This window comes from Streptomyces sp. GESEQ-35, assembly GCF_017948485.1.
GTDB lineage: Bacteria > Actinomycetota > Actinomycetes > Streptomycetales > Streptomycetaceae > Streptomyces.
This window is the reverse complement of sequence record NZ_JAFFSX010000004.1, coordinates 426138-450258: the sequence shown is the minus strand read 5'-3', so window position 1 is coordinate 450258 and position 24121 is coordinate 426138. Positions and strand designations below refer to the sequence as shown.

Sequence of the window (24121 nt, the reverse complement as noted above, 5' to 3'; positions counted from 1 at the left end):
GAGACGCACGAAGTCTGGCCGAAGTGGAGGAGCAGGCGAAGGCCATCAGGGAGACGGCGACGGCCTTGCCCGGCCACCGCGCACTGTTCCGGCCGAAGGCCCACCACTACGGCGATGCTGGGTGGGCGGATGTTCTGCCGCTCTTCCCGTGCTCGCGCTCGGGGAGGGAACCCCGCTCACGATGTCCGCCGCATCACGAACGACGTGTGCGAGGCGCCAGTCGGTCCGGGCTTCAGCCGCCTTCGGCCGGAGGCAAGGTCTTCCAGACCTGTTCGAGGCGGTGGTAGGCGTCGTCGAACCAGGAGTCGGCCAGCGGTACCGTCACGGTCACCGTTGTCAGAGTCATCACATTGTCCCTGATGGTGACACGGAGTCGCTCGTCGGCCTCGTCGCGTTCGATCGACAGGGAGGGGCCTCGTGCGGCCTCACGCCAGGTGATGGGCTGTCCGGCATCGAGTGCGTCGAGACATTCCTGCCATTCGGTCAAGTCAGCAGGAAACAACCAGTCATTGAGGGTTCCGCTGATGAACGGCGTGTCGACCACGAACTCGCTCGTCAGCACGTCGGTCGTGCGCGCCCCTCCCCCGGTCTCCCTTCCCGTGACCCGAAGGACGACGCTATTGCCTCCGCCGACCAGGCGGATCAGGTCGATCGGCCCTTGTGCCATCGTTGCCCCTTCCGAGACGTTCGTAGTGGCCAAATTCTATCCCTGCAGGTGGCAGGCAGGCCGGGGGCCAACCAGCGGCCCCCGGCCTGCCGCCGCTTCACGCGGTCACAGTCGCTTCATTCTCGGGTCCTTTACGGGTACACGCCGCTCGGCACGAAGGTCGACGTGGTGTATCCGCTGCTCGTCATCATGAACATATGGACACCGGTCGGGCGAATGGAGCGCACGTTGTAGGCCGGTATGGAGGAGTAGAAGACTCGCTCGTTCTGGGCCAGGCGGTTCTCGATGTCCCTCTCGAACTCCCGCATGCCCACCCGGTTCGCCGTCGGGCTGGTGGGGACGATGTTGATCCTCTCGTGGGTGCCGCCGAACTCCCTGGCTATGAGGTGCGCCCGGTCCATGCCCGCCTCCCAGCCGACCGGATCCTGGGGATCGGTGGTGTTGAACCCCCTGATGGTGGGGTTGAGGCAGGCCCATGCGCCGGTCGCGCGGCCCTTGTCATCGGGGTTGTTGTAGAAGATCGTGCTCGTGGACGAGGTGTCCTTCAGGCACTCGTTGCCTTCCTCCTTGTTGTCCAGGTTCCACTTCTGGTCCTGCGGTGTGTCACCGGCCAGAAGCTGGGACATGGCGATGAGGATTCCGGTCAGTCCGCTTCCACGGCCGCCACCTCGGCCGCCGCCCCCGGTTACCGGGCGGGTTGCGGGGGTGAGCACCCGCAGGGGCGGAGCTGTCGGCGGTGCGAGGAACATCGGGTTGCCGCCGCTCCCGTAGCCGGAGCAGTCCAGCACCACCAACGGGCAGGATTCCGGTCGCCTCGCCTGAACGTCCCAACCTCCGGCGTCGGTCATCGAGCAGGTGTAACCCGACTCGTTGCACTCAGCCGGACGGTGCCCATCCAGTTCCACCATGCTCACGGGGTTGCCCCCGGTGAAGGCATACCGATTGCCGGTGTAGGGGTCGGCGCCGAGCCCCATGTCGGCAAGGGCGCCGTTGTACATGTCCCGGGTCGTGAAGCGGTTCAGGCCCGGGTTGTAGTCGCGGAAGCCCATGTCGTAGGTGCTGGACTGGGCGTCCCAACGCTTGGCGTTGAAGCGGTACGGGTTGTATGCCTCCTTGGTGGGATCGGCCGCGTCCGGCTTGTCGATGCCGGTGAACTCGGAACTGTCGTCCGAACCGTAGGCGGTGTAGCCGTATGTCGCCTTGGTGTCGCCGGTGTCGTTCGTGAGGGTTTCGACGTCGGTGTGGCTGTTGTAGCCGTAGTAGCCGTCCTCGGTCGTGCCGTCGCTGTCGTGCTTGATCTGCGAAAGGCGCTCGCCCCACGGGCTGTACTGGTACGACTTGGTCAGCGCACCCGAGACCTCTTCGTTCAGCACCTCGCTGGACAGACCCAGGTAGTTGAAGGTGGTGGTCTTGCCGTCCGCCGTCTTCGACGTCGTGCGGTCCAGCGGGTCGAAGGCGTACTTCGTCGACTTCATCAGACCTGCGGAGTCCATCTTCTGGGATTCCACGACGTGGTCGAAGCCGTCGTACACGCTCCGCTCGATGACCTGGCCGCCCGACGTAACTGACTCCTGGCGACCGAACGGGTCGTAGGTGTAGTTCGCGGTCACGCCGCCGATGACGGCGCTCAACAGCCGGTTGCGGTCGTAGTTGTACGTGGTGCTCGTGCCGTTGACCGACTGGCTGACGACGTTGGCGTTGTCGTCGTGGACGTAGGTCTCCGTGCCGGCTCCGTTGCCGGTCTTGACCGCCTTGGCCAGCCGGTCGGCCGGGTCGTAGGTGTAGTCCGTGGTGGAGTCGAGGTACGCCGCGTGGTTGTCGGCGTTCATCTTCCTCGCGACGTCCTGCGCCTTGTTGCCGTTCGGGTCGTAGGCGTTGGTGTGCGAGGCGACGAGGGTGCCGTTGCCCTTCTTCTCCACCGAGGTCTTGAGCGCGCCGTCGAGGTAGTAGGTGTGGTCGACGGTGTTGCCGTTGGCCTTGGTCTCCTTCAGCCTCTGGCTGCGGTCGGTGTAGGTGTACGACGTCACCTTCGGCGAGGCGTCGGTGGACGACTTGCCGACCGAGACCGTCTTGACCAGCTCACGCAGGTCGTAGGTGTACTTGGAGAACTGATCGGGGTGCGCGACCGTCTCCGGCTGGCCGTTCGTGTCGTAGGTATATGACGTGGACTTCTTCTCCTGGGCGGCCAGCGCCTCGGTGACCTTCTGGACCTGGTTGAGTCCCGTGTACGTGACCGTGTACGCGTCGATCTTCGCACCGGAGGAGGTGTCGTCGATCGAGGTCAGGTTGCCGTTGACGTCGTACGCGTAGGCGAGGGTCTTCTTCTCGTTGTCGGTCTCGCCCGTGGTATCGCGGACCAGCTTGACGGCGTCGGCGACGGCGATGCCGCCGCTGTTCTGGTCCAGCTTCAGCTCGGTGTCCTCGCCCTGTTCGAGGCTATAGGTGCCGAGGCTGACCCAGGAGCCGGTGTTCGCCGTCTGGTCCTTGGTGGCCGAGGGCTCGGTCGTCGTACCGTGCGTGAGGGTGTACTTCGCCGTCGTCGCGGCGCCCGTCACCTTCGGGTACTTCACGTACGCCGCGTAAGTGCCGTCCTTGGGGACGTTGAGCGTCCATGTGAAAGCGTCCGTACCCGTGCCCGCCGCGTGCGTGACATGGTTGTAGCCCTGCTGACCGGCGATGTCTCCCTTCGTCCAGGTACCGGTCTGCGCGGTGTTCTGGGTGTCGGAGTTGTCCACCAGGACCACCGACTGGCCCACCGGGACGCCGTCGTCCGCGCGGGACTTGAGGCTGCCGTCCGAGTAGTACGACCACGTCATGGTGCGGTTCGACGACCCGTCGGCCGCCGAGATGGTCCGCTTGGTCTGGGAACCGAGGTCGTCGTAGTCGTAGTCGGTGACGATTGCCCACGGATCCGTGGACTTCCTCACCCAGCCAGTGTCGTAGTACTCGTGGGTCGTGTCGTTTCGGACCGTCTCGCCCTCCGAGGGGGGAAGCGAGGTTTTCGCCACCCGGCCCACCTTGTCGTAAGTGGTCTCCGTGTACACGTTCGGGTCGTTGTAGCGCGCGTCAGCAGGGTCGTAGGGCTGGTACTGCTTGACCGGGCGGTTCAGCGCGTCGTACTCGGTGCGCTGCGTGAACGCCGTGGTCGTGCCGGCTGCAACGGCCCGCGGGGTGATCACCTTCGTCGTACTGCCGACCTGGTCGTACTCGTACTTGGTCGTGCGGTACGTGACGGACGTGGTGCCGTCGTGCGGCACCTTGACCTCGGCCTGCTTGCCGCGCTCGTCGTAGGTGATGAGCGTGGCGTTGTTCTCGGCGTCCGTGGCGGTGGTGACCAGCGAGTCCTTGTCGTAGCCCCGCTTGGTGGTCTTGCCGGCCGCGTCCGTGACAACCGTGACCCGGTGGTTCAGGTCATAGTCGGTCTTGGTCGTGTAGTCAGTGGTGTCGGTCGTCGCGTTCTTCTTCGGGTCGATGACCTTGGTGACATTGCCGACGTCGTCGTACTCGTACGAGACCTTGTCGCCCTTCGCGTTGACCACGGAGGTGAGCTGGTGGATCTCGTCGTAGTAGTTCGTCGTGAGGTAGTCGGTCGTGTCCGTCGTCGTCGCCGTGCCCTTGGGCTCAGTCGTCGTCTTCAGGTTGCCGACCTTGTCGTAGGTGTAGGTCGAGGTGCGCGGGGCGGTCTGGTTGTTCGCCGGCGCCGTCGCCGACGTGACCTGATCCCCGTTGTCGTACACCGCCGCCGACACAGCACCGTTGGGCGCCGTCGCCTTGGTGATGTTGTCGTTGGCGTCGTACTCCGGCGCGGGGGTGGTGATCAGGACGCCCGCCGCCTGGTCCTTGGGCACGGTGTTGATCAGTGGACGCCCGAACGTGTCGTACGTCTGCGTGGTCACCTTCTGGTTGGCGTCGGTGACCTTGGTGACCTGGCCGCGCTCGTCGTAGACGAAGGTCGTCGAGTTGGACTTCGCGTCCGTGCTCGTCTTCGGGTAGCCGACCGGGTCGAAGCCGCTGTACGTCGTCGGGTTGCCGTTGGCGTCAGTCACCTTGGTCAACTGACCGTAGGAGTCGTACTCGTACGAGGTGGTGTAGTCCCCCGCAACCGTGGTGGTCGCGACGCCCTTGGGGTCGGTGACCGTCTTCAGGTTGCCGAACGTGTCATACCCGAACTGCCACTTGCGGCCCTCGGGGGAGGTCTTGCGGAACAGGTCCGCTGAATAGCCGTCGGCGCGCGTCTGGTACTCGTACTTCGCGGCGTTGGCCGGCCACTTGGACGTGTCCGTCAGGCAGGTCGTGGTCTGGTCCGGGACCCCGGTCTTGTTGTTCTCCGCGTCGCGCTGCCAGAGCGGGTAGCCCGTCTTCTGGTCGTAGCAGTACGCGGTCTTCGCCCCGTTGTCCTCCTCCAGGTACGTGACGTTGTTGTCTGCGTCCCAGCTCATCTTGGTCGCCTGGGACTTGGCGTTGGTCGTCTGCACGGGGCGGCCGAAGTCGTCCGTCACGTACTTCGTGGCGTGCGCCTCGGCGTCCGAGACGGTGGTGTCAATGAACTTCGTGTTCGTGGTGTTCGCCGCGTACGCGAAGCCGGTGTTGCCCTGCAGACGGTCCGTGATCGTCTTCGTCCACCAGTGGTACTTCGGGTCGTCACCGGTCTGCGGGGCGTAGTACGCCAGCTTGGTGTCGTGGCCGCGCGGGTCGGTGGCGGTGACCAGCTTGACGTTCTTGTTGCCCTGGGTGGCGTCGTAGGTGAACTTGAAGACCTTCGGCTGCGACGAACCGTCACCGTCGGTGAACTGACCCAGCAGACCCTTGGTCGTGTAGAAGAAGGAGACCTTGCGGGTCGGCAGGCCCGTGACGGACCCCGAGATGTCCGTGATCGACTTGACGTGGTCGTAGATCTTGGAGTTGGTCAGGCTGCTGCCGGTGACCTTGGCGCCCGAGTCGTCGATGTACTCGTACGACGCGTCGCCCTTCTTGTAGTACTCGACCCGCATCGACTGGCGGCCGGCCGGGTCGGTGACGTACGTGAGGAACTTGGTCGGCTTGTTGTTGGACTTGCGTTCCTCGTACGTGTACGTCTGCGTGTTGCCGTTCTTGTCCACGACGGACGTCAGGTAGCCGTCGCAGCCGAACAGGAAGCGTGTGCCGTCCGGACGCAGAAGCGTCCAGGCGTCCGGCACCGGGTCCTTGTCCGGGGTGCAGTCCAGGCCCGTCTTCATCGTGACCTTGTAGTGGACGCCCGCCGGGGCCTTCCACGTGCCGTCCTGCTGCTTGGTGAAGACGTGCGTGGTGCCGTCACCGTCCGGCAGCCGGATCTCGGTGGCGTTGGCGTTGGGGTGGAAGTCCAACGGCGCGCCCAGCCGGATCGGACCCGCCAGCTGCGCCGACCAGCCCGCACCCGTCACCGTGTCGGAGGTGTCCAGCGAGTTGTACGCGAACCGCGCGAACGTCGTCAGACCGCGACCCGGGTTGGTGAACGCGTTGTACGACCACACGCTGTTGCCCGAGGCCAGGTTGTTCATCACCGTCGACCCGGCGCCGGTGTTCTTGCCGGTGTAGGAGTAGAACTTCTCCAGGCCGAGGGCGTTGGAGGTGGGGTCTTCGACCGCCACGTTCTGCTTCAGCGACGGTATTCCGCCGGTGCCGGCGGACAGCCAGCTGCCGTCGGAGACCTTCTTGATGTCCCAGCCGAGCACGTAGTCCGTGCGCTTGTTGCCGGAGTCGGAGTTGATCGGTGTCTTGACCTGGGCTTGGATCGTCGCCGACTGACCGGGGGCCAGTGCCGGGACGGCGGTGGAGAGCTGATTGCCGCCGGTTGTGACGTCCGTGCCGTCCGGGAGTTTCCACGTGTACGACAGGGCCCGCTCACCGCTCGCCCACGCGCTCGACGTGGTGTTGGTGACGGTGAAGTCCACCGTGTATGTGGAGTTGGGGGTCATCCGGGACGGGGTCTGCGGGGCGTAGTACGTGTCCTCGGTGGTGGAGTCGACGTAGATCACGCGCAACAGCGGGCCGAGTTGCTGGTCGGACGTTTCCGAGGCCAGGAACACCGTCCGCTCCTGCGGGCCGGTGGCGGTCTCGTCCTTCAGCTTGATCAGGGCGCCCTTGTTGGAGGACGGGGTCTTCACCCAGCCCTGGGTGAGCGACGTGGCGTCCCACCAGTGCCGTCCCACCTCTGAGACCTGCGCGACGGTGTCGGAGACCGTCGCGGAGAAGTCACCGCCGGCGGCCGTCCACGCCGTGCCGGTGGCGGCACTGTTCCAGGTGGCCTGGGCTTCGGAGAAGTCCCTTGTCAGGCCGTGGAGTTCGTAGATCGCGCCGTTGGTGTCGGTGGTGGTCTCCGCGCCCCACATGAACAGCCGGGATTCCAGCACCGTGGCGGTGGTGGGCAGGTCGGCGGTGGGGAACTTCAGGGCGGTGCGGGTCTTGCCGTAGGTGGGTGAGTTGTTGCCCACCGTCAGCCATTTCTGGCCCGCGCCCGCCGAGTCGATGGTGTCCAGGTTGGTGGTCGGGGCCGCGGACGACAGCGTGGTGTCCGTGGCACCGGCCGCGGTGCCCTGGATCAGCTCCATCGTGCGGCCCGCCTTCGGCACGCCCACGATGCGGGTGGGCGAGCCCAGCAGCTGGCCGTCGGCCGTCTTCACCGCGATCTGGTAGTAGTACGACCGCCCGATCTCCGCCGAGGAGGAGTCCGGCGTCGGGGTCGCGGTGGTGTCCGTGTAGGTCGATGCCGCCTTGTCGATCGGGGCCACCAGGGTGGCTGCGGACGGGGTGAACGCCTGCTGCGTGGAGCGGTGCAGCTGGTACTCGGCGATGTTCAGGTCCGCATCGCCCGTGGTGTTGGAGTACGCCTTCCACGACAGCTCCGGGCCCGTGGAGTGGATCACCGTGGGCGAGTTCAGCGTGGTGCCGACCTTGCCGTACGTCACCGTCAGCCGCGGGATCGTGGCGGTCTCGCCACCGTAGTCGGCGTCACCGGCCTCGTAGCGCGGCCCGCCGAGGGGGTTGTTCGCCTCGTCGGTCGCCTTCAGCACGAAGCCGTGGTTCGTGGCGGTGCCGTCGACCCACTTCTGCACCGTGTCGCCGACCGGGAAGCTGTGCCAGCGGTTGTACTGCCCCGCCGACTTGGTGATCTTCGCCGGGTCGACCAGGCGCACCGCGTCCGCGACCAGCGCCTGACTGGTCGCCACCGAGGTGTCCTTCAGCTCGACCTTGTAGGCGCCGCCCTTGTTGAAGCTCAGCTCGTTGGCGTCGCCGCCCAGGGACGTCCACACGCCGCCCGTGCCGGTGGTCTGGTTGACGGTGTAGGTGCTGGTCGCGCCGCCGGCCGCGGTCACCGTGTAGGGGGCGTTGGTGGCCCGGTTGGCGCCCTGCACATAGTGCGCGTCGACCCGGTAGCTGGCCGTCTCCGGCACCCGCACCGGCCAGGTGAAATTGTCGCCGGTGACGGAGTCGAGGTTGTAGCGGAAGGTGTCCCCCACCGCGTTGGCCGTGGCGGCCGAGGTCGGCCACACCCCGACCGCCGCCGTGCCCGCGTCCTCGTCGTCGACCTGCACCGTCGTCGCCGACTGCTCACCCACCAGCGCGCTGGTGTTGGACCAGGTCGCCGTCGTCTCGTCCCAGGCGCCGGTCGCCCGGTAGACGCCGATCTGGGTGCTCGTGGTGGCAGTGGTGTGCGCCTGGTCGAAGTACGTCTCCAGCCGCGCCGAGTCGATCTTCGTTCCCGAGGGGATCTCGTCCAGTGGGAACTTGATCAGCGAGCGGGCGTTCGCCGTGGTGGAGGTGCGGCCCGCGGCCAGCTTCCAGGAGGTGTTGAAGTTGGTCGTCGCCTGGTCCGACAGCACCATCGCGTCCTGGGACTGCGACGGTGACGGCGCGATCGTGATCGTCGGGTCGATCACCACCGGGTACTGGCGGTTCTTCGACGCCAGCCACTTCGCGTCCGGCGTCACGGCCAGCTTCCAGGACGTGCCGTCCCGGGTGAGCTTCTGCGTGACCTCGGTGCTGTAGGTCTTGCCGAAGACGGACGTGTCCGCCTTCTTCGCGTCCGTCATGTACGGCGCCGGGATCACCATCACCGGCGTATTCGGCAGCTCGCCGTACAGCGCGATGGAGCCGTCCTTGCGGGCCTTCGGTATCAGCCCGTCGGTGTCCAGGGTGAAGGTGAACTTCACCGGGCCGTCCGGGCGTTCGGCGAGGGTGATGTTCTCCTTCACCCGGCCCGGACCGACCACGTACTCCAGATCCGCACCCTTGACCGCGTCCTCGTACGTGACCGTGGAGCCCTTGGCCTTCGGCTTGAGGCCCTTGTCCACGCCGTCGAGGCCCAGGGTGACCGAACGGCCGTCCGGCGAGCGGAAGCGCACCAGCCGGTCCGCCTCCGCACCGAACCAGCTCCGGCCCTCGTTCGTCGTGTTGGCGAACTCGAAATCCTTCGCCTGCGACGCGTGAACCGTCGTGTCGATCGACTTCCAAGACGCCTTCTTGCCCGACCCGGAACGATACGACGTCGGCACCGCCGACAATTCCGCTTCGATGCGCCCGTCCGACAGCTGCCAGAATCGCGCGTTTGCTGTTCGTTTACCTGAAAGTTCCCTGACCCGCTTCGCCTTCGGGTCGCTCTTCGGCCAGGAAACCTTCTCCCGATCGGCTATACCCAGCTCGTCATGGGACGGCGGCTTGTCCAATCCCCCGCCGTCATCGCCGTCATCTCCGAACCAGCCCTTGACGGTGTCGACAACCCCCTTGCCATCGCCGTCGTCAGCGGGCGCCGCATACGCGACCTGGGGCAACGCGGTGCTCGTCACCGCAGCCACCACCAAGCACGCCACCAGCCTGCCCAGTCTGGGTCTCACGCCAACCCTTTCCTCATGCGTCATGGCATAAACATGCCGCCGGAATTCACCCCCCACGGGAATACGAACCCATGGGCAGGGGCGCCGGATTTCTATTCATTCCGGTGACGCAATGTCAAGCGTTCGGACAATGCGGACTATTGACGCTGAACAGGTCGCAGGGTGCCCGATATATCCGCTCACTGGCCATCAGCCAACAGCATCGTGTATAACCCGCACGGTTCAATCCCGAGCAGTTCCATTTCGAAGGGGGATCATTCATGGGCGCCAAGACAAAGGAATCCGCAGCGCCGTCACTTTTCCAGCGCGCGGACCGGTCGGGCCTGATCGTGGCCGGCGCGGTGCTGGCCGCATGCACAGGGCTCGTCATGTACGGCGTCGTCGACACCGGCAACAGCGGCGACAACTCCCCGGAGCACCGCACCCCTACCGCCGCGGTGACCTACGAAGTGACCGGCCAAGGCGCCGCCGACATCACCTACCAGGCCCGCGACGAAGCCGGAAAGGCCACCGTCGTCAAAGCCGCCACGCTGCCCTGGCGCAGGACCGTCGACGTCCCCCTCGGCCAGGACCCGATCGTCAGCATCGTGCTCACCGCAAACGGCGGGCAGGCGCGCTGCACCCTCGCCATCCATGGCCGCCATGTCCAAAGCGCCACCGCCACCGGCACGTTCGGCCGCGCCACCTGCACCGGCGACCTGTCCACCACACCCGCGACCGCGAGCTGAACTCGCCATTTCCCTTCCGCAAGGAGTTCCGCGTGCAAGCCTTTCCCCGGCCGGTTCTGATCACCGCCGCAGTCCTCAGCACCCTGGCGACGGCCTCCGCCTGCGCCGGGCATGACGACCAGCGGGCGACGGCCTCGGACTCGATCGAGGTGTCGCGCTCCGCGCAGGACCCCACCGCCGACGCCTCCGGCACCGCGTCGCCCAGCGCCTCCCGCTCCCCCTCCGCCGGCCCCTCCACCTCGGCATCCGACCGCACGTCCGCCTCGGCCTCGGCATCCGTCTCCACCACGGGCAGCGCCGCGAAGGAGACCGGCGGATCCGCGAGCGGCACAGGGTCGGGCTCCGGCGATACGGCGGCCGCCCCAGCCCCTGCCGCCCCCGACTTCCCGGTTCCGGTCGAGGCGGCCGACGCCACCCAGCTGATCACCGTAGAGGCCGGCGGCTCCTACGCCACCGTCACCGCCTGGGCCAAGGGATCCTCCGGCTGGAAGGCACAGTTCAGCACCAGCGCCGCCCGCGTCGGCTCCAACGGCGTGACCGACGGGGCCACCCGCCGGCAGGGCACCTACACCACCCCCACCGGCACCTACACCATCACGGAGGGCTTCGGCGTCGAGGCGGGCGGCACCGCCATGCCGTACCACCGGGTCACCGACGACGACTGGTGGGTGGAGGACCCCGAGTCCAAGTTCTACAACTCCATGCACGGCGAAGCGGGCGCGGACTTCCCGCTCACCGAATCCGGGGACCGCGGCAGCGAGCACCTCATCAACTACCCCACCCAGTACGCCAAGGCCTTGGTCATCAACTTCAACCGGTGGCCCGCCACCCCCGGCCGCGGCGCCGGCATCTTCCTCCACGTCAACGGCAACGGCGCCACCGCCGGCTGCGTCTCCGTGCCCCGAGCCACCATGGACCGCATCATGAGCTGGATCACGCCTTCCGCCCACCCCCGTATCGCCATCGGCTGAGCATCGCCGACGGATTCGACGCCTCGCGACGAGGTGATCTGCGTCGCCGAGACCTCGAACTGCGTGATGCTTCCCCAGCACAGCCCGCCAGTAGGGCGGGCCACCCGCACGGACACCGGTGCCCGAGACGACGAGGCGCACGCGTCATGAGCCCACTCGCTCCTCCACCAACTGCTCCTCGATCAGATCCGCGGCCCGGCGGGTGCCGCCCTCGGCGCGCACCTCGGCCCACAGCCAGGCCGAGCCGGCGGCGACCCGTGGATCGCCGATCAGCTGCATCAGAGCCGTACGCAGCGCCGCCGCCGTGACGTTCGCGGTGTCGATCCGCCGGGCAACGCCCAGTTCGACCAGCCGGTCGGCGTAGAGGCATTGCTCGGCACCGTGCGGTACCGCGATCACCGGCACACCTGCGTACAGGCACTCACTGCTGCTGCCGATGCCGGTGTGCGTCACACAGGCGTCCGCCTGCTCAAGGATCGTCAACGGCGCTGCCCACGGCCGCACTTCGAAGTTGGGCGGAATCCGTTCCCCCAGCTCGGCCGGATCGCTGCCACTGCCGATCTGGAACACCACACGCCAGTCCGGAAGATCCGCGAAGGCCGCGACACACTGCTGGTAGATCTCCTGCGGCCCGGGGTACACCGAGCCCGACAGCGACACCAGCAGCACCTTGTCCGCACCGGCCGGCCGCATCCAGCCGCCCTGCTCCTCGTCGGCGCCGAAGCACGGGCCGACGAACGTCACCGCATCGGCGTCGACCCGGTCCGCATGTGGCTGCATGGCTCGCGGGATCATGGCCAGCGCCCGCCGCGGCCGACCTGTGAACTCTTCCACGTTCGTGGTCACCGCACCGCATCGGGCCAGCCAGGCAGCGAACCGCGCTCGGTAGGCGGGACCTCCGGGCAACCCGGCAAACGCCGCACCGACCTCCTCCTGGGCGCCCTCCCAGGCCATGTGCGTCGGTGACAGCTGGACGATGCCGCGACCCTGCGCCTCAGCCAGCGCGCGGGCCGCGTACGCGCCGATGTCGTAGAGGTAGAGGTCGGCGGGGGCGTCGTCGTACGCGGCGTGCAGCTGCGGCAGTACGGCCATCGCCTCGTCGAGGAAGAGGGAGGCGGCGGCGATGGGGTCCTGCGGCCAGTCACTGTCGGCGACCGGCAGCGTGGAGGCCAAGCGGACCAGCTCGACCCCGGTGTCGGTGATCAGCTCGGCAACGTGGTCGGCGTTGGCGTACGTCACGCGATGGCCGCGGGCCACCAGCTCACGGATGATCTCCAGGCTGGGCAGTACATGGCCGACCACAGGCGTGCCGATCATGGCGATATGGGCAGGACGGGGCATATCGGGACTTCCTTGAATAGAGGTCTACGGCAGGCAAACGCCGAGGGGCGCAACAGAGCAACGAAGCGCGCAGCGCCTGGGGCACTCCTCATCGGCGCCCGCCTGCCGGACTGGTCGGCCAAGGACTTCTGACGAGCGCCGGCGCGCTACGGCAGGCGACACCCCGGCCGCCTCCTGGGGCCTGCCCGCACCGTCCGCGTATGTTTCGTGTCAATGTCCTGGCCCCCGCCCCGCCTGCGTACGACGCTGGGACCAGGAGCTTCGCTCGCAGATGAGGAGCCTGTCGTGCGCGCACGTGACCTGGCGGTCGAATACGAAACGGTGAGCGTCGACAGTGACGCCCTGGAGGCGGCCCGGCTGATGGCCGAGCACAAGCTGCCCGGCCTGCTGGTGCTCGACGAGCGCGGCGAGCCGAAGGCGATCCTGCCCGCCTCCCAGATGATCAAGGTGCTGGTTCCCACGTATGTGCTGGAGGACCCGACACTCGCGGCGGTCGTCGACGAGAAACACGCCGACCGGCTGTGCCAGGCGCTGATCGGCCGTCGCGTCGGTGAATGTCTGCCCGGCAAGGCGGCCCCGCCCCCGATCGCGGACCCCGACGACACCGCGCTGGAGGTGGCCGCGCTGATGGCCCAGGTGCGCAGCCCGGTGGTGGCCGTGGTGCAGAAGACCAAGGCCGGGCCGGGCGGGCGGGAGCGAGGGAGCGGTCAACTGCTGGGCGTCATCACCGCCTCGCACCTGCTCCACGAGCTCCTCGCCACGACCGGCGCTCCCAGCACCCAGTGACGCGTGTGACGCACGCCACGCATTTCATGGGTGACTTTTCTTCGGGACGCTGATTGAACGGCGCCCATCATCCGTACTCCTTGATGTCAGGTCCGGTCACATCAGGAGGCATTGATGCGCCTGTCGCGCAACAGGGTCGGAACCGTCTTCGTCGGCGGCGCGTTGAGTCTGACCCTCGCCGCACTCGCGTATCCCGCGATGCTCGGGATCAACAACACGACCAGTGCGCCGGATCGGATCATCGCGAACACCGAGTACGGCCCGCTCACCGAGGCCGACCGGACCTTCGTGGTCGCGGTGCGCGCGGCCGGGCTGTGGGAGTACCCGCTCGGCATGACGGCGATGGAGCGCGGGACGACCCCGGCGATGAAGGAGGCCGGCGAGCACCTGGTCGTCGGGCACTCCAGGCTTGACGAGCTGTGCCGCAAGATCGCGCCCGAGCTGGGCATCACGCTGCCCAACCAGCCCAGCCCGCAGCAGCAGCAGTTCGTGGCGACCTCCCAGGCCGAGACCGGCAAGCAGTTCGACACCACCGCGGTCAACATCATGCGGACCGCCCATGGGCGGATCTTCCCGGTGGTCGCCGCGACCCGCGCCAACACCAAGAACTCGCTGGTCCGTCAGCTCGCCGACCTGACCAACGACACCGTCCTCGACCACATCTCGGTCCTGGAGAAGACAGAAATGGTCAACTTCGACCAGGCCCTCTTCCAGCAGACCAGCCCGCCGAAGCTCCCCCAGGACCAGACCACCCCGCCGCCGCCCCAGGCGGGCGCACCGATCGTCGCCCTCACGGCGCCCCCCGGACTGGACGTCAACACGTCCTCGCCGACGCCCAGCCCGACCGTGAGGTGACGCCCTCGGCCATCCCCGGCCGAAGCCCTGCCCTCACCCGAAGTACCGCAGCCACACGTACCCCATCGCCACCACCACCGTGACGGCCGTGACGACGAGGCCGTACCTGGTGAACTGCCAGAAGGAGATGGGCTGGCGGTTGCGTTCGGCGATGCCGAGCACGACGACGTTGGCCGAGGCGCCGATGGCGGTGGCGTTGCCGCCGAGGTCGGCGCCGAGCGCGAGGGCCCACCACATGACGTGGTCGCTGTCGCCGCCCATGTTCTGGACGAGGTCGCCGGTGATGGGGGCCATGGTGGCGACGTACGGGATGTTGTCGACGACCCCTGACAGGACGGCGGACGCGCTCAGCATGGTCATGGAGCCGGCGAGTTCGTTCGTGCCGATCACGTCGGCCAGCGCCCGGGACACCTCGTCGACGACACCGGTGTCGATCAGCCCGCCGATCATCACGAACAGGCCCGCGAAGAAGGCCAGCGTGGGCCATTCGACCTCGGTGAGGACGTCGCCGGTCTCGACCGAGGACACCGCGATGAGCAGGCCGGCGCCGAGCAGGGCGACGATGCTGGGCTCGTAGTGCAGTACGGGGTGCAGGACGAACCCGGCGACCACCAGGGCGAGTACGACGAGGCCCTGGATCAGCAGCCGCGGGTCCCTGATGGCCTCCCGCTCCTCCAGCTCCATGATCTCGGCGGCGCGGCCCTCGTCGTACACGAAGGACTTGCGGAACAGCCAACGGCAGAGCAGCAGGAGAAGCAGTATCAGGACCGCGGACAGCGGGGCGAGGTGGATCAGGAAGTCGTTGAAGGTCAGGCCGGCCCGGCTGGCGATGATGATGTTGGGCGGGTCGCCGACCAGGGTCGCCGTGCCGCCGATGTTGGACGCGAACACCTCGGCGATCAGGAACGGCGCGGCGGGCAGGCCGAGTCGTTCGCAGACCAGCAGGGTCACCGGGGCGATGAGCAGGACCGTGGTGACGTTGTCGAGCAGGGCCGAGGCGAACGCGGTGATGACGACGAGCATGGCCATCACCCGGTAGGGGCGGGCGCGTGCCCGCTTCACCGCCCAGATGGCCAGGTACTCGAACATGCCGGTCTTCTTCAGCACACCGACGATCATCATCATGCCCATCAGCAGGAAGATGACGTTCCAGTCGATGCCGGAGTCCTCGGAGTAGAACGCCGAGACATCGTCGGTCGCACCGATCGCCAGCATCAGTCCGGCGCCGCCCAGGGCCACCGCGACCCGGTGGATCTTCTCGCTGATGATCAGGGAGTACGCGCCGACGAACACGACCAACGCCGCCCAGCTGTGCCAGTCGTTCACTGTGCCACCGATCGGAAGACGGACTGCTCCTGTACTCGCCGACCAGACTTCCCGGCACACCGCAGCGAACCCTACCGGCCCTTGACGCTTCTTTAACAGCTTGGCCCTGCACGGCGAGGCCCCTCGATCACCCGGACCAGGCGCCGTACCGCGTGATGACGGTGTACGGCCCGACGTCCTGGCGCAGGAAGCGCTCCGGCGGGAAGAACTCCACCGGGAAGACGACCTGCGCGGACCGGGTCACCGGGACGCGGGGGAAGTTGTGGCGATGCAGGAAGAGGCCGTAGCCGGTGTCGGTCTGCCGCAGGACGAACACGTCCGGCGCCGGAAAGGGCCCTGAGTCCAGCCGTCGCGCGAAGTCGTCCGCGTCCCGGGCGGCGAGCCAGTGCCGTACCTCCCGGTTGCGTTTCTCGTGCAGCGCCTGGGGGTTGGAGTAGCCGGGCGTCATGGCGAGGTACGTCCAGTAGGGCTCGACGGACAGCAGCCGGTGATGGTCCGTCAGGAGGGTCAGGTCGCTCGGCCGCTTGCCGGTGCCGCGGGCGATCGCACGGACCAGGGGGCGGATCCACAGGTCCTCGGTGCCGGGGTGCTTCACGCGCGCCGTGCGGGAGGGGGCGGTGCCGTTGTCCAGGGGGTAGCTCTGGCGGTAGGCGAGGTCGACCTCCCGGCCCAGCGCGCTCTGCGCGTTCTGGGCGGCGGCGACGGCGAAGACCGCCGCGACGGCGGCAACGGTCAGGGTGACCGTCCGGGCGTGCGCGGGGCGGCGGTTGCGCACCGTCCGCACCAGGTCCCACAGGGCGAGGACGCCGGCGCAGTACAGCGCGACGAGCAGTACCGGGTGGACGCGGAAGGAAAGGAGCGTGGTGCCGGCCAGGATGGCCAGCTGCGACAGCACGCACCAGGCGTAGCATCCGGCGACCAGCGCGAGCAGGCCCGCGGCCACGGGCTGGGTCCGGCAGCGGACGACCAGCCAGACGGTCCCGGCCAGGCACAGCAGTCCGCCCGGCCCGATCTCCGTCATCGGCAGCAGATACGTCAGCTGCTGGTACGGGAGGAACTTCAGCGCCGTCGTCGACGGCGACCCGCCGGCGGCGTGTGCGGCCAGTTCGTACGGCAGCAGGACCACGGCCGCCGACGGTGCCGCCGCGATCCCCGCCAGCGCGACCCGCGCCGGCAGAGTGCGCCAACGCCGCGGACTGCGCAGCAGCAGGACCACCACCATCGCGGTGAGCGTGCACACCCAGAAGGCGGCGAGCATCGTGTACGTCAGCACGGCCGCGCCCACCGCGACGCCGAACGCCAGCAGCGGCCACGGGCGGACGGCGGGCTCCCGCAGCAGCTTCAGCGCGATCACCGTGAGCGGCACCAGGGCGGAGCCGACCAGCCAGGCGTACGGCTCGCGGACGCCGAGGGACGGCTCGACGAAGGCGGCCATCGCGGTCGCCGCCGCCAGTGCCACGGCGATCCGTGACGGGACCAGCAGCCGCCACAGCGCCAGCGCCACCGCGGCGGCGAGCGCGGCCGAGGTGATGGACAGCGGCTTGAAGGCGGCCCACGAGTCCCAGCCCAGCTGCGCGGCGATCCGGCCGCCGGTCCAGAACCAGCCGGGCGGGTACAGCGGCGGCAGATCCCGGTAGGCGAAGTCGGCCAGGGCGGGCGAGTCGGTGAAGCGCGTGAGGTACTCGACGCGGAACTGGTTGTCCGAGGCGAGCCCGCCGAGGAACCAGCGGGTGCCGTGCAGCGGGACGGCGACGAGGAGGGTGGGCAGCGCGGCGACCAGCGCATAGCCGGACCAGTGGACGAGCCCGCGTACGGCCATGCCGCCCCGCCCGGACCACAGCGCCGACAGCACGAGGAGCGCCACCACTGCCGCCGTGCTCGCCGTGGTCAGGACGGTCGGCAGCAGGGACGGCTCGGGCAGCGGAAGCCTCGGAACGGCGTACTGGATACCGAGGCTCACCGAGAGCGCGATGCCCGTCCCGAGGACGAGTTCGACGGCGAATCGGCCCGCGGTGGGCCGTCGCCGCCCCGTCCGCGGCGGTGCGGTGGACGGGGCGGGACGCCGCGGCGATCCCTGCCCGCCGATACGGGGCGCAACCGCAGTCACCGGCCCGCCGTCCCGCGCTTCCCGAAACCCTTCCTGACCAGCGGTCACCGGCCCGCCACCCCGCGACTCCTCCACCCCTTCCCGGCGGGCGGTCACCGGCCCACCGCCCCGCGCGCGCTGCGCGCCGCCCGGGCGAGCGTCGCGCGATGCCGGCGGATGAACGGTGTCCTCGCCAGCGGCAGCAGCAGCCACGGCGCCGGGAGCCGGCCCGGCAGGTGCAGTCTGGTCAGCCGGAGCAGCCCCATGTACCGGCCGGCGACGGCCCCGGCGTGCCCGGCGGACAGCAGCTCCTCGGCGGTGGGGCGCAGATGGGCGTAGGCGATGGGCTGCATGCAGAACGCGACGGTGGCGACCAGCCGCTGCACCTCGGCCCCTGCCTCGACGGCTCCGGGCCCGGGCAGCACGCTGTCGGCGATCACCAGCGGGATGCGATTGCTGTTCTCGTACGGTTTGAGGCGGCGCAGGATCAGCTCCGTGCCGATGCGCACGGCGGGGATCCCGTACACGGTGTTGGCGGTGAACAGGGCGGTGGAGAAGCAGCCGAGGACGACATCCGGGCGCAGGCGTTCGTAGAGCACCTCGGCGAGGACCGGGAGGTCGACGACGTGCAGGGTGACGCCGGCGCGTGCGGCTTCCCTGCGGAGGGCCTCGGCGTGCCGGCGGGGTGCGCTGGGATGGGGCTTGAAGAGGATGGCCTCGGCACCGCCCCTTACCGCCTCGCGCACCATGTCCGCGTGCAGGGCGTCCTCCTCGGCGGCGCTGAGGATGCCCGCCTCGGCCAGGTACTGACCCAGCAACAGGGCGCCGCCCCGGGGCAGTTCACGGACCGCCTCCAGTTCGTCCTTGGCCGCGTCGGTCAGGACGGCGAGCGTGCGGCGCAGGGCGTCCGGGGGCAGCGGGTGGTGCTCGGCGCCGGGCCACTCGTCGAGCAGGTGCGGGCGCAGACCGGGGACGAGTGCCGGGTAGACGAACCGGCCGACGCGGCGCAGGATCTGTTGTTCCAGGCGGGTGCGCAGGGGTCCGTAGCTCATCAGGCCGTCGGCGTAGACGTGCAGGGTCGCGTCGGCGAAGACGCGGGCCAGGGTGAGCGAGGGCGGGGCCTGGACCGACTCGGCGACCAGCTCGACGGGGGCGTCAGGGGCGATTCCCCAGGAGCGGCGCAGCGCCTGCTCGAACAGCTGGCGGTCCTCGGGGCGGGGCGACCAGACCGAGGGGTGGTTGGGGAAGATCGTGTCGTTCCAGGAGACGACCGCGTCGAAGTACGTCGTCAGGTGAGCGAAGCCGGGCAGTTCCTGCCACGGGGGCTGGGCCTCGGGGACGTTGGTGTTGGTGGACGTCACCAGGAGCCGCCGGCCGCCCTCCGCGAGCGGCAGCAGGCCCTGTGCGACGGCCGAGCAGACGGTGGCGAGGCCGTAGAGCGTGGAGGCTTCGACGAGCTGGACCGGGACGGGATCACGGGGCTCCGTGGGAACGGGGACGTTCATCGGGGGCACGCGGTCTTCCTCGGACGGTAGAGGGCGGTCAGGTCGGATCGGCGCTGTTCGTCCATGGCGTCGAGGACCTCGCCCAGCAGGTCCTGCGGCAGGGACGCGGCCAGGGCCCGGTACCGCCCGGGGAACTGTCTGGCCACCCGCTTGTCGAGCCGGTCGGTCCGCTTGAGGTGGAAGTGCGTCAGACCGAGCAGGGTCCGTACGGCCTTGCGGTGCACCCTGCGGACCGTGCAGTGGGTGACGGCCTCCTCGATGATCCGCTGCGAGGCCGGGAGGAAGTCGAGCTGCCGGTCGTCACCGACGCTGGTGAGGGAGCCGCCGACGTCCCTGCGGTAGAAGAGACCGGCGAGGCCCACCACCGCGAACGACCGGGTGTGCAGATGCAGCCGCCAGTTCCACAGCCGGTCCTCGCAGGTCCGCAGCGAGGTGTCGAAGTACAGCAGCCCGCTGTCCCGCAGCCCGCTACGGAAGCCGCCCGACCACGCGTTGACGTAGTCGGCCATGGTCTCCCGGTTCTCCTCGCCGATGCCCTCGACGGACGGGATCGGCACCCCGCGCCTGCTCTCGGGCGCCCTTTGCAACGTGCGCTTCCTGCCCTGGGCGCGCAGATGGTCGACGCGGACGAAGTCGACGGCGAGCCGGGTGCAGGCCTCGGCGAGCCGCGGGTAGTAGCCGGGCGCCAGCCAGTCGTCGCCGTCGAGGAAGGTGACGTACTCGCCGCGTGCCACGTCGATCCCGGTGTTGCGGGCGGCGGAGGCGCCCCGGTTCTCCGGGTGGACGATGAGCCGGCTGTTGGGAAGGCGGGCGACGGCCTGCTCCAGCAGGGCGCGGGAGCCGTCGGTGGAGCGGTCGTCGACGAAGACGTACTCGATGTCCGGGGCGGTGTTCCTGCGCAGCGAGCCCAGGCAGTCGGGGAGATAGGCGGCGACGTTGTGGCTGATGACCACGGAGGTGAGTTTCATGGGGCTCTCGGTGGTTCGTCGGCCGGTCAGCAGCTCTGCGCAACACCCGGTTCGGCAGCGCCCCAAAGGGTGGGATCACCGCCGGCACGGATGTCATGAGAGCTCCTTGATTCAAGGGGAGTACTGCCCTCAAACGGCCACCGGAGTGAGCGGGTTACCTCGACTGAGGCATTCGGGGGACCGGGCGGGCCTGGAACACGGCCGGTGATCGTTAGCGGTTGTGACGTTCCACACAGATCGGCATAAGTCGCGGCGAACAACCCAGGTGATTTCGCGGCGAGTTGAGGAAAACCCGACCCGGAGTCACGTTTGCAAGACGTAAGAAACGGGGCAAGTTCCCCTTTCAACCATGGCATTTCAGACATGCATCCAGTTCACTCGGGACGGCTCGGAGCAAGACAGTTCGGACCAACGGAGCGTGTACCCATATGTCCCATTCGCCCGGGACGTCGGAAGTCCCCATCGATCCCCACACAGTTACCGCCGCCGAGGTCATCCCCGGCGACCTCGTCGCCCTCTCCCCACGGGACGCGGACGAGCAGCGGTGGTACGTCGTGCTGCACACGCTGCCCGAGTCGCCGGAGACGATCCGGCTGGCGCTGCGGCCACCGCTCGGCGGCACGGACCACGACGAAGTCCTCGGCCGTGACCGGCGGGTGACCGTCGCCTGCCGGCGCATGGACGTCGACGCGGTGCCCAGTCTGTCCTCGCCGCGGCTCGACACCGTCGAGTTCCGGGACGGCGACCGGGTGAGCTCACTGCGGGCCGTCGATCCGCGGGCGGCCGAGGTGACGTACGTACGGCGCTGGGGTGTCTGGCACCGGGATCTCGACGCGGCCACGGGCGGGACCGCGTCCGACGCCGAGGTGCGGCAGTGGGCCGGGGAGGCCGACCGTGCGGGGAACGTCGTACGGCATCACCCGCGGCCGGCGGCGCAGGCGTCCGTCCCCGTGCCGCGACGTGTCGTCGTCACCGGGCTCGGGGCGGTCACACCGCTCGGGGTCGGGGTGGGCGAGCTGTGGCGGGGGCTGCTCGACGGGCGGCACGGGATACGGGAGCTGGACGGCGAGGAGTTCGCGGAGCTGCCGGTGCGGGTCGCCGGGACGGTGCCGGTGGATCCGGCCGGCTTGCTGCCCCGGCCGGCGGCGCGGCGGATGAACCGGGCCGCGCAGTTCGCGGTGCTGGCCGCGCGGGAGGCGTGGGCGGACGCCGGGTTCACCGAGGGCGGCACCCGTCAGAGCGGGCTCGATCCCGAGCGGGTCGGGGTGAGCCTCGGCGCCATCCTCGGCGACGCCTCCGTGCTCGTCGGCGGCGACCGGAAACTGCGGGACAAGGGGCCGCGCGCGGTCTCGCCGCTCACCACACCGATGACCGTGCCCTCGCAGGCCGCCTCCCAGGTCTCCCTCGATCTGCACATCACCGGCGAGGCCCGCACCGTGACCAGCGCGTGCGCGTCCGGGACCGAGGCGATCGGACAGGCGATCGACCGCATACGGTACGGCCGCGTCGACCTCGCCCTCGCGGGCGGCGCCGAAGCGGTCGTCACGCCGGCGATCATGGCGTCCTTCGCCGCGATGCGGGCGCTGGCCTCGGGGGACCTGTCCGACGGGTCGCCGTCGCGGCCGTTCGCCAAGGACCGGGACGGGTTCGTGAACGGCGAGGGGGCGGGGCTGCTCGTCCTGGAGTCCGAGGAGCACGCCCGGGCCCGTGGGGCGCGGATCTACTGCGAGGCAGCCGGGTGGGGGCTGTCCGCCGACGCCCACCACATGGCCGCGCCCGACCCGTCCGGGGGCGGCGTCGCGCTGGCGCTGCGGCGGGCGGTGCGGGACGCGGGCGGCCATGTCGTCGACATCGTGCACGTGAACGCGCACGCGACCGCCACGGTGGACGGGGACCTCGCCGAGGCGGGCGCGCTGGACGCCGTGCTGGGTCGGCGGTCCGTGCCGGTCACCGCCCTGAAGGGGCACCTCGGGCATCTCCAGGGCGCCGCGGGCGGGGTCGAGGCCGTGGCCGCCGCGCTCACGCTGCATCACGGGGTGGTCCCGCCGACGGTGGGGTGCGCCGAGGTGGACGACGCGGTCGGACTTGATCTCGTACGGGGTGCGCCGCGGGAGCTGCCTCAGGACGGGGATCTGGTGCTGAGCAATTCGTTCGGGTTCGGGGGGCACAACGCGGTGCTGGCGCTGCGCAGGATGCCGTAGGGGTTGCCAGCAGAGAGACTCGTCGTATGGCACCCATCACCGAGGTGGAAGGGCGGCGCGTCGCGCTCAGCAATCTTGAGAAGGTGCTGTATCCGGCCGCCGGGTTCACCAAGGGCGAGGTACTGCACTACTACGCGACCATCGCCGACGTACTGCTGCCGCATCTGCGCGACCGGCCCGTGTCGTTCCTGCGGTATCCGGACGGGCCCGACGGGCAGGTGTTCTTCACCAAGAACGTCCCGCCGGGCACCCCCGAGTGGGTCACCACCGCCGAGGTGCCCAGGGTGGAGGGGCCGGCCCGGATGGTGTTCGTGCAGGATCTGGCGAGTCTGATGTGGGCCGCCAATCTGGTCACCGAGTTCCACACCCCGCAGTGGCTGATCGGGGCGCCCGGCGAGGCGGACCGGCTGGTGTTCGACCTTGATCCGGGGGCGCCGGCGACGGTCGTGGAGTGCTGTGAGGTCGCCCTGTGGCTGCGGGACCGGCTCGCGGCGGACGGGATCGAGGCGCACCCGAAGACGTCCGGGGCGAAGGGGCTGCATCTGCTGGCGGCCGTCCGGTCCGCGTCGTCCGAGCAGGTCTCCGAGTACGCCAAGGAGCTCGCCATGGAGGCGGAGCGGGCGTTGCCCCGGCTGGTCGTGCACCGGATGACGAAGAGCCTGCGGCCCGGGAAGGTGTTCGTCGACTGGAGCCAGAACGCTGCGCGGAAGACCACGGCCACGCCCTACACCCTGCGGGCGCGGGCCCAGCCGCTGGTGTCGGCGCCGGTGACGTGGGAGGAGGTCGAGCAGTGCGGGGCGCCTGGGCGGCTGGCCTTCACCGCGGGTGACCTCGGGCCCCGGTTGCAGGACTATGGCGATCTGATGGCGCCGTTGCTCGATCCGGCGCACGCCGGTGTGTTGCCGTAGTTGCGGTTCGTTCGTCCGCGGGCCCGGTGGGGGCTGGTCGCGCAGTTCCCCGCGCCCCTGACGGGGCGCACAGCCGCGCCCGCGTTTACCGGTTCCGCTCAGACTCGCTCCCACGTGTGCCGGTCCCGTGCCATTGCGTGCAGGGCCTCCACGTCTGCCGGTTTGAGTATGCCGCCGAGGCGGGTGAGGCCCTCGATTTCTGTGTCCTGGAGGATGCGGACCGCGCGGAGAGGGGCGGTGATCCGGACGTCCGCCGGGGCGAAGAGCGCGAGTACCGGGTGAACCTCGGCGGTCAGCGCGTAGGAGGCGCGGTCGGCGTCGGCGCGGACGCGGCGGAGCAAGGGGTCGGGGTTGCGACGGCCCAGGGTGACCATGGGGTCGGCGATCAGCGCCCGCTGCTTGCGTGCGTACACGGTGTGGATCGCGAAGAGGCCGCCGGGGCCGATCGCCAGGTGGTGGACGCGGTCGCCGCCGGGCAGCGGGACGGAGTGCAGGGCGTGCCAGCCCGCGCCGTCCAGCCGCTCCAGCGCCTCCCCCACCGCCTGTTCGGCGGACAGGGCCCGGCGGCGCGGGTCGGCGCGCAGCCGGTGGGCCGGTCCCGGGTCCCGGTCCAGCGCGATCTGGAGAGTCTCGCCGGGGCGGTTGGGCGCCAGGTCGTCGTCCGGGTGGAGGGAGAGCCGGGCCAGCTCCGCGGGGGTCGGCACCGGGGGCGGGCCGACCGTGACGGGGCCGGTCAGGAAGGGTCCGAGGGCTTCGAGTACGCCCTCTCTGTGGTCGTCGGCCAGCAGGTTGACCCGGGCCGCCTCACGGTCGTACCAGGCGATGTTGCGCCCGTCCGTGAGGCAGACGTACAGCCGCTCCTGGCCGTGCCGCCAGGTCGGTATGACGCGCAGTCGGCTCATGCACCATCACCCCATGACCATGGGA

The 24121-nt window shown here is 69.3% G+C and carries 14 protein-coding genes; 6 read left to right on the top strand and 8 right to left on the bottom strand.

Going from position 1 to position 24121, the window contains the following annotated elements:
* Window positions 1-232: 232 nt before the first annotated feature.
* Together KCH87_RS11380 and KCH87_RS11375 are read right to left on the bottom strand one after the other, a co-directional pair.
* Window positions 233-700: a DUF5959 family protein gene (locus tag KCH87_RS11380; RefSeq protein WP_247196022.1), complete on the bottom strand. Its 468-nt coding sequence runs from the start codon at window positions 698-700 to the stop codon at window positions 233-235.
* Window positions 701-798: 98 nt separating this feature from the next.
* On the bottom strand, window positions 799-9543 hold the full coding sequence (locus tag KCH87_RS11375) for a DNRLRE domain-containing protein (protein WP_210585852.1): 8745 nt from the start codon (window positions 9541-9543) through the stop codon (window positions 799-801).
* Between the two features lie 236 nt (window positions 9544-9779).
* On the opposite strand from KCH87_RS11375, the gene KCH87_RS11370 reads away from it, so the two are divergent.
* Window positions 9780-10247 carry a hypothetical protein gene (locus KCH87_RS11370; RefSeq protein WP_247196021.1) on the top strand — a complete coding sequence of 156 codons (468 nt, stop codon included), beginning with the start codon at window positions 9780-9782 and terminating at the stop codon, window positions 10245-10247.
* Between the two features lie 32 nt (window positions 10248-10279).
* Window positions 10280-11218 carry a L,D-transpeptidase family protein gene (locus KCH87_RS11365; protein ID WP_210585851.1) on the top strand — a complete coding sequence of 313 codons (939 nt, stop codon included), beginning with the start codon at window positions 10280-10282 and terminating at the stop codon, window positions 11216-11218.
* 144 nt (window positions 11219-11362) lie between these two features.
* On the opposite strand, the gene KCH87_RS11360 is transcribed toward KCH87_RS11365, so the two are convergent.
* Window positions 11363-12559, bottom strand: a complete 1197-nt coding sequence (locus tag KCH87_RS11360) for a macrolide family glycosyltransferase (RefSeq protein ID WP_247196020.1) — start codon at window positions 12557-12559, stop codon at window positions 11363-11365.
* 285 nt (window positions 12560-12844) lie between these two features.
* Between KCH87_RS11360 and KCH87_RS11355 the strand changes: the two genes are divergently transcribed.
* Together KCH87_RS11355 and KCH87_RS11350 are read left to right on the top strand one after the other, a co-directional pair.
* A complete protein-coding gene (locus tag KCH87_RS11355; protein ID WP_210585850.1) occupies window positions 12845-13345 on the top strand; it encodes a CBS domain-containing protein in 501 nt (166 codons plus the stop codon).
* Window positions 13346-13459: 114 nt separating this feature from the next.
* Entirely contained in the window at window positions 13460-14200 is a 741-nt protein-coding gene (locus KCH87_RS11350) for a DUF4142 domain-containing protein (RefSeq protein WP_210585849.1), read from the top strand.
* Window positions 14201-14233: 33 nt separating this feature from the next.
* On the opposite strand, the gene KCH87_RS11345 is transcribed toward KCH87_RS11350, so the two are convergent.
* The 4 genes from KCH87_RS11345 to KCH87_RS11330 all read right to left on the bottom strand — a co-directional run bounded on the left by KCH87_RS11345 (window position 14234) and on the right by KCH87_RS11330 (window position 20085).
* The gene (locus tag KCH87_RS11345; protein WP_210585848.1) at window positions 14234-15526 is read right to left on the bottom strand and encodes an SLC13 family permease; all 1293 of its coding nucleotides are present in this window, start codon (window positions 15524-15526) and stop codon (window positions 14234-14236) included.
* A gap of 127 nt (window positions 15527-15653) precedes the next feature.
* On the bottom strand, window positions 15654-17633 hold the full coding sequence (locus tag KCH87_RS50405) for an arabinofuranosyltransferase (RefSeq protein ID WP_210585847.1): 1980 nt from the start codon (window positions 17631-17633) through the stop codon (window positions 15654-15656).
* A 92-nt stretch (window positions 17634-17725) separates the two neighbouring features.
* Window positions 17726-19117: a polysialyltransferase family glycosyltransferase gene (locus KCH87_RS11335; protein ID WP_210585900.1), complete on the bottom strand. Its 1392-nt coding sequence runs from the start codon at window positions 19115-19117 to the stop codon at window positions 17726-17728.
* Window positions 19114-20085, bottom strand: a complete 972-nt coding sequence (locus KCH87_RS11330) for a glycosyltransferase family 2 protein (protein ID WP_210585846.1) — start codon at window positions 20083-20085, stop codon at window positions 19114-19116. Before KCH87_RS11330 ends, KCH87_RS11335 begins: the two co-directional genes overlap by 4 nt.
* A gap of 428 nt (window positions 20086-20513) precedes the next feature.
* On the opposite strand from KCH87_RS11330, the gene KCH87_RS11325 reads away from it, so the two are divergent.
* Both KCH87_RS11325 and ligD read left to right on the top strand, forming a co-directional pair.
* Window positions 20514-22286: a beta-ketoacyl synthase gene (locus tag KCH87_RS11325; RefSeq protein WP_210585845.1), complete on the top strand. Its 1773-nt coding sequence runs from the start codon at window positions 20514-20516 to the stop codon at window positions 22284-22286.
* Window positions 22287-22312: 26 nt separating this feature from the next.
* Entirely contained in the window at window positions 22313-23194 is an 882-nt protein-coding gene (gene ligD, locus KCH87_RS11320; protein WP_210585844.1) for a non-homologous end-joining DNA ligase, read from the top strand.
* Between the two features lie 98 nt (window positions 23195-23292).
* On the opposite strand, the gene KCH87_RS11315 is transcribed toward ligD, so the two are convergent.
* Window positions 23293-24096, bottom strand: coding sequence for a nuclease-related domain-containing protein (locus KCH87_RS11315; RefSeq protein ID WP_210585843.1), 804 nt, complete (start codon window positions 24094-24096; stop codon window positions 23293-23295).
* Between the last annotated feature and the right edge of the window lie 25 nt (window positions 24097-24121).

What these genes read in the sequence shown, in the direction of transcription:
- KCH87_RS11375 (WP_210585852.1), bottom strand. Translation starts at nt 9,543, where the DNA reads ATGACGCATGAGGAAAGGGTTGGCGTGAGACCCAGACTGGGCAGGCTG.
- KCH87_RS11370 (WP_247196021.1), top strand. Translation starts at nt 9,780, where the DNA reads ATGGGCGCCAAGACAAAGGAATCCGCAGCGCCGTCACTTTTCCAGCGC.
- KCH87_RS11360 (WP_247196020.1), bottom strand. Translation starts at nt 12,559, where the DNA reads ATGCCCCGTCCTGCCCATATCGCCATGATCGGCACGCCTGTGGTCGGC.
- KCH87_RS11350 (WP_210585849.1), top strand. Translation starts at nt 13,460, where the DNA reads ATGCGCCTGTCGCGCAACAGGGTCGGAACCGTCTTCGTCGGCGGCGCG.
- KCH87_RS11335 (WP_210585900.1), bottom strand. Translation starts at nt 19,117, where the DNA reads ATGAACGTCCCCGTTCCCACGGAGCCCCGTGATCCCGTCCCGGTCCAG.
- KCH87_RS11330 (WP_210585846.1), bottom strand. Translation starts at nt 20,085, where the DNA reads ATGAAACTCACCTCCGTGGTCATCAGCCACAACGTCGCCGCCTATCTC.
- KCH87_RS11325 (WP_210585845.1), top strand. Translation starts at nt 20,514, where the DNA reads ATGTCCCATTCGCCCGGGACGTCGGAAGTCCCCATCGATCCCCACACA.
- ligD (WP_210585844.1), top strand. Translation starts at nt 22,313, where the DNA reads ATGGCACCCATCACCGAGGTGGAAGGGCGGCGCGTCGCGCTCAGCAAT.
- KCH87_RS11315 (WP_210585843.1), bottom strand. Translation starts at nt 24,096, where the DNA reads ATGAGCCGACTGCGCGTCATACCGACCTGGCGGCACGGCCAGGAGCGG.